A 4,771-nucleotide genomic window follows, 5' to 3' on the forward strand; every position below is an offset into this window, starting at 1 on the left:
GGCGGCGCTTACGCACGAGCTTGCTCGGCTGATAGGTACGTTTGGTCATCGAACTAGTCCGCTCCCGCGGGTCCTCGCCGATCGCTCCGCGGGACGCCGGAGGGATCGCTTCTTAGAATCGGAAGTGACAGGACGCGGCGCACCTCGCACCATGCCCCGGGGGTTCGCGGGCCACATCGCCCGCAGGCGCCGCGAAGCGCGCTGCGGCCTGATCCGTGCGGGCAGGCACAATGCTGCCCGCAACGACGGCGCCGGAACCGATCGTGCGGGCTTATAAGGGGCGGATGCGGCCGGAGTCAACGCGCGCGGCGGGTTTTCAGTGCGTTATTCCGGCCGCGCCAACCGGTCGGCGGGCCGGCGCGGGGTGGAAAGAGACGCCGCGCGATGCATTTTTGCGCGTACATTCCTTTGACGAACCCCGCGCAGCACCGCATTTTGCGAACGGGTATACGTCGCAGGGCAATGTCGCGGAGGCATCCGGCCTTTTGCAAGGGGGCGACGTATCGGGGAAGGTGACGATGACCCTGGAGGACAGGGGCGAGCGTGCAGGCCTGCAGGAAACCGCGGCCGGTGACGGGGCCGGCGAAAGCGGCCCCGGCAGCCCGTTTGCGCCCGGCGGGGCGAGCCCCGCCGCCGGCACCGCCGGCAGTCTGGCCATCACGCCCGGCGACGGGGCCGGGCCTGCGGGCGCGCCCGCGCGCCGCCGCCGCGGGCGGCTGTCGTTGTCCGCCAAACTTCTCGGCCTCACGGTGGTGTTCGTCATGGCCTGCGAGATGGCCGTGTTCGTGCCCTCGCTCGCCGGCTTCCGGGTCAGCTGGCTGCGCGATGCGCTGGGCCGGGCGGCGGTGGCAGCGCTCATTCTCAGCGACAGCCGCGAGATTTCGCCGACGCTGCAGGCCTCGATCGTGAATGCCACCGGTGCGCTGGCGCTGGCGGTGGTGGAGGGTGACCGTCGCCGGCTGCTGGCCCTTTCGCGCGAGCCGCTGAAGGTGGGCCTGCATGTCGATCTGGACCGGCCCGGCCGCATGCTGCCGATGATCGACGCCCTCGATGTGCTGGCGGCGCGCGGCCAGCGCATGATCCGCGTTTCCGCGCCGCTGCAGGGCACCGGCGACCGGGTGGAGGTGGTGCTGCCGGAGGCGCCGCTTTATCACGCCATGGTCAGCTATGCCGCGCGCATTCTGGCGATTTCGCTGGTCATCTCGCTTCTGACGGCGGCGCTCATCTACTGGAGCCTGCGCCGGCTGATCGTGCGCCCGCTGCAGCACATGAGCCATGCGATCGAGACCTTTGCCGCCGCCCCGGAGGATCTCGGCCATGTGCTGGAGCCCTCGCTGCGCAGCGACGAGATCGGCGATGCCTGGCGCCGGCTGCGGCGCATGCAGCAGGAGCTGTCGCGCACCCTGCAGCAGCGCCGGCGGCTGGCCGAACTGGGGCTCGCCGTCTCCAAGATCAACCACGATCTCCGGAACCTGCTCGCCTCCGCCCAGTTGCTCTCCGACCGTCTGGCCAGCGCCGACGATCCGATGGTGCAGCGTCTGGCGCCGAAAATCACCGAAACCCTCGACCGGGCGGTCGCCTATACCCGCTCCGTCATGGCCTATGGCGCCGCGCGCGAGGCGCCGCCGGAACGCCGGCTGGTGCGCGTCAGCGATGTCGTGGTGGAAATGCGCGAGGCGGTCGGGCTGGCCGGGCCGAGCGACATCGCGTTCGTCAACGCCGTGCCGCCGGATCTGGAAGTCGACGCCGACCCCGAACAGCTGTTCCGCATTCTGGTCAACCTCGGCCGCAATGCGGTGCAGGCGCTTCACGCCGCGCGCGACCGGCCGGGCGTCGTAAAGCGGCTGACGGTCAGTGCCGAACGCACCGGCACGGTGGCGAGCATCACCGTGGCCGATACCGGCCCCGGCGTGCCGGCGCGGGCGCGGGAGCACCTTTTCCGCGCCTTCACGGGCGGCGCGCGGCCGGGCGGCGTCGGGCTGGGGCTTGCCATCGCGGCCGAACTGGTGCGCGCCCACGGCGGCCAGATCGCGCTCGCCGGCGGCCCCCCCGGCGCGACCTTCACCTTCACCATTCCCGACCGGCCGGTGGATCTCGATGCCGTGCGGCGGGCGAGCGCGCGCGGCTGAGGCGGAATTGCGGCCGCCGCGGCCCGGTCCGGCGAAACTGGTTGTTGTCCGGAAAGGGCGCTTCGCTTAAAGCGGTGCGTGCTCCAGCCGGCGGGCAATTCCGCTGCCGGCGGGCCGGCGCGCGTCTCTGCCGTTTGTAGCGCGCCGCTGTCGTTCCAAGGACGTTTGCCAGATGACCGAAAGCCCCGTTCCCCGGATCTTCGACGCTGCAGAAGCCGTGGCCGCCGTCAAAGGGCGTGCATGGCCTTTTGAAGAGGCGCGAAAGCTGGTGGAGCGCGTGGAAAAACGCGGCGGCGGCACGGTGCTGTTCGAAACCGGCTACGGCCCCTCGGGCCTGCCGCACATCGGCACCTTTGGCGAGGTCGCCCGCACCACCATGGTGCGCCATGCTTTCCGCGTGATGACGGAAGACCGTTACGAAACGCGCCTGCTGTGCTTCTCCGACGACATGGACGGCATGCGCAAGGTGCCGGAGAACGTGCCCAACCGCGACATGCTGATGAAGCATCTCGGCAAGCCGCTGACGCGCGTGCCCGATCCGTTCGGCACCCACGACAGCTTCGGCGGGCACAACAATGCCATGCTGCGCGGCTTTCTCGACCATTTCGGCTTCGAATACGAGTTCGCTTCCGCGACCGACTACTATGCCGCCGGCCGGTTCGACGCCATTCTGCTGAAGATGCTCTCCGTCTACGATCAGGTGATGGAGATCATGCTGCCGACCCTGCGCGAGGAGCGGCGCAAGACCTATTCGCCGTTCCTGCCGGTGTGTCCGCGCACGGGCGTGGTGCTGCAGGTGCCGGTTCTGGAGACGCACCCGCTGGCGGGCACCATCGTCTACCGCGATCCGGAAACGGAAGAGCTGGTGGAAACGCCGGTGACCGGCGGCCGCGTCAAGGCGCAGTGGAAGCCCGACTGGGCGATGCGCTGGGCGGCGCTGGGCGTGGACTATGAGATGTCCGGCAAGGACCACATCGACAATGTGCGCACCTCCGGCAAGATCTGCCGCGCTCTCGGTGCCCCGCCGCCGGATGGCTTCAACTACGAACTGTTCCTCGATGAGAACGGCGAGAAGATCTCCAAGTCCAAGGGCAACGGTCTCACCATCGAGCAGTGGCTGACCTATGCGTCGCCGGAAAGTCTGTCGCTGTTCATGTATCAGAAGCCGAAGGCGGCCAAGAAGCTGCACTTCGACGTGATCCCGCGCGCTGTCGACGACTATTACACGTTCCTCGGCAAGTATCCGGCGGAGAAGCCGGAGGCGCAGATCGAGAACCCGGTGTGGCACATCCATTCCGGCCATCCGCCGGCGCATGGTGTGCCGGTGTCGTTCACGATGCTGCTCAACCTCGTCTCTGCCTCCAATGCGGAGGATGCGGGCGTGCTGTGGGGCTTCCTCAGCCGCTATGCGCCGGGCGCCAGCCCGCAGAGCGAGCCGGAACTCGATCGTCTGGTGGGCTATGCCATCCGCTATTTCGCGGATTTCGTGAAGCCGGGGAAGGTGTTCCGCAAGGCGGACGAGACCGAGACGAGCGCGCTTCAGGCCCTCGATGCCGCCCTTGCCGCCCTGCCGGAAAGCGCGCACGCGGAAGAGATTCAGAATGCGGTCTACGAAGTCGGCCGCCTGATCTATCCCGATGCCGCCAAGCCGGGGCCGGATGGCCGGCCGGGCGTGGCGCTGACGTGGTTTTCCACGCTCTACCGGCTGCTGCTCGGGCAGGAGCGCGGCCCGCGCTTCGGCTCGTTCGTGGCGCTCTACGGCATTCCGGAAACCCGGGCACTGATCCGCGCCGCGCTGGCGCGCTGATTCGGCGCTGCCGGTCGAAAACACCCGTCGCAACGGGGCCGCGGCAGAGCCTGCCGCCGGCCCCGTTGTCGTTTGCGAGGGGCGGCTATTGTGCGGCCGGCGGGGCGGAGGGCAGGCGCAGGGGCTCGCCGGTGGCCGGCGCGCCCACCGGCGGCGGTGCCGCCGGATAGGGCGCGACGACGGCCGGTTCAGGTTCCGTCGGCGGGGCCGGCGGCACCAGTGCGCCGGCGGAAGCGGCCGTGCCGGGTTCATCGCCCCCGCGGCTGCTGTCGCTGCCGCTGCCCGGCAGTGCGGCGGCATCGGCGGCGATGTCCGACAGCGGTTCGTCGGCATCGGCCCATAAACCGCGCCCGGCGCGGCGGGCCTCGTCCTCGTGGGCGGAAAGTTCGGCCGAAACTGCGCGCGCCCAGCCGTTGCCGACCAGCCACAGCGCAAGATCGGGGCCGCCCGGCCCGTCCTCGCCGGCCCGCGGGGCGATGCGGCAGGCCATGGCGGTGCCGCCGTCTGCCGCCGTCACGGCCGTGCAGTCGAGCGGCCGCATGCGGATGAGATTGCGCAGCGCCGTGCGTGCCCGCGCGCCGCACGGCCAGCGGCTGCCGTCGGCCGCCGTGCAGGTTTCGCCGGCCGCCGGGGCGGCGATGCCGGCCAGCGCGATCCGCCGGCCCGTGCCGGGCCCGGCCCGCAGATGGCCGGCGTCCTCCACGATGACACGGGAAAGATGCTGCGGGGCGGATGGCGTGCCGGCCGGCGGTGCGCCGGCCGCGACCGGCCCGCCGCCCGCCGCCGCGGGGGCAGCCGGTGTCACATCGCGTCCGCCGGATGGCGCCGGCAGCGA

General features: G+C 70.6%; 2 protein-coding genes and 1 pseudogene. 2 read left to right on the forward strand and 1 reads right to left on the reverse strand.

Going from position 1 to position 4,771, the window contains the following annotated elements; all coding sequences use genetic code 11:
* The first annotated feature begins 518 nt into the window (after positions 1-518).
* Positions 519-2,129, forward strand: coding sequence for a HAMP domain-containing sensor histidine kinase (locus V7067_RS09465; RefSeq protein WP_334175649.1), 1,611 nt, complete (start codon positions 519-521; stop codon positions 2,127-2,129).
* Between the two features lie 172 nt (positions 2,130-2,301).
* Positions 2,302-3,936, forward strand: a complete 1,635-nt coding sequence (locus tag V7067_RS09470) for a lysine--tRNA ligase (RefSeq protein ID WP_334175650.1) — start codon at positions 2,302-2,304, stop codon at positions 3,934-3,936.
* 85 nt (positions 3,937-4,021) lie between these two features.
* On the opposite strand, the pseudogene V7067_RS09475 reads toward V7067_RS09470, so the two are convergent.
* A pseudogene (locus tag V7067_RS09475) lies at positions 4,022-4,771 on the reverse strand (thermonuclease family protein); the annotation flags it as partial.

It is taken from the genome of Pseudoxanthobacter sp., assembly GCF_036822375.1.
GTDB lineage: Bacteria > Pseudomonadota > Alphaproteobacteria > Rhizobiales > Segnochrobactraceae > Pseudoxanthobacter.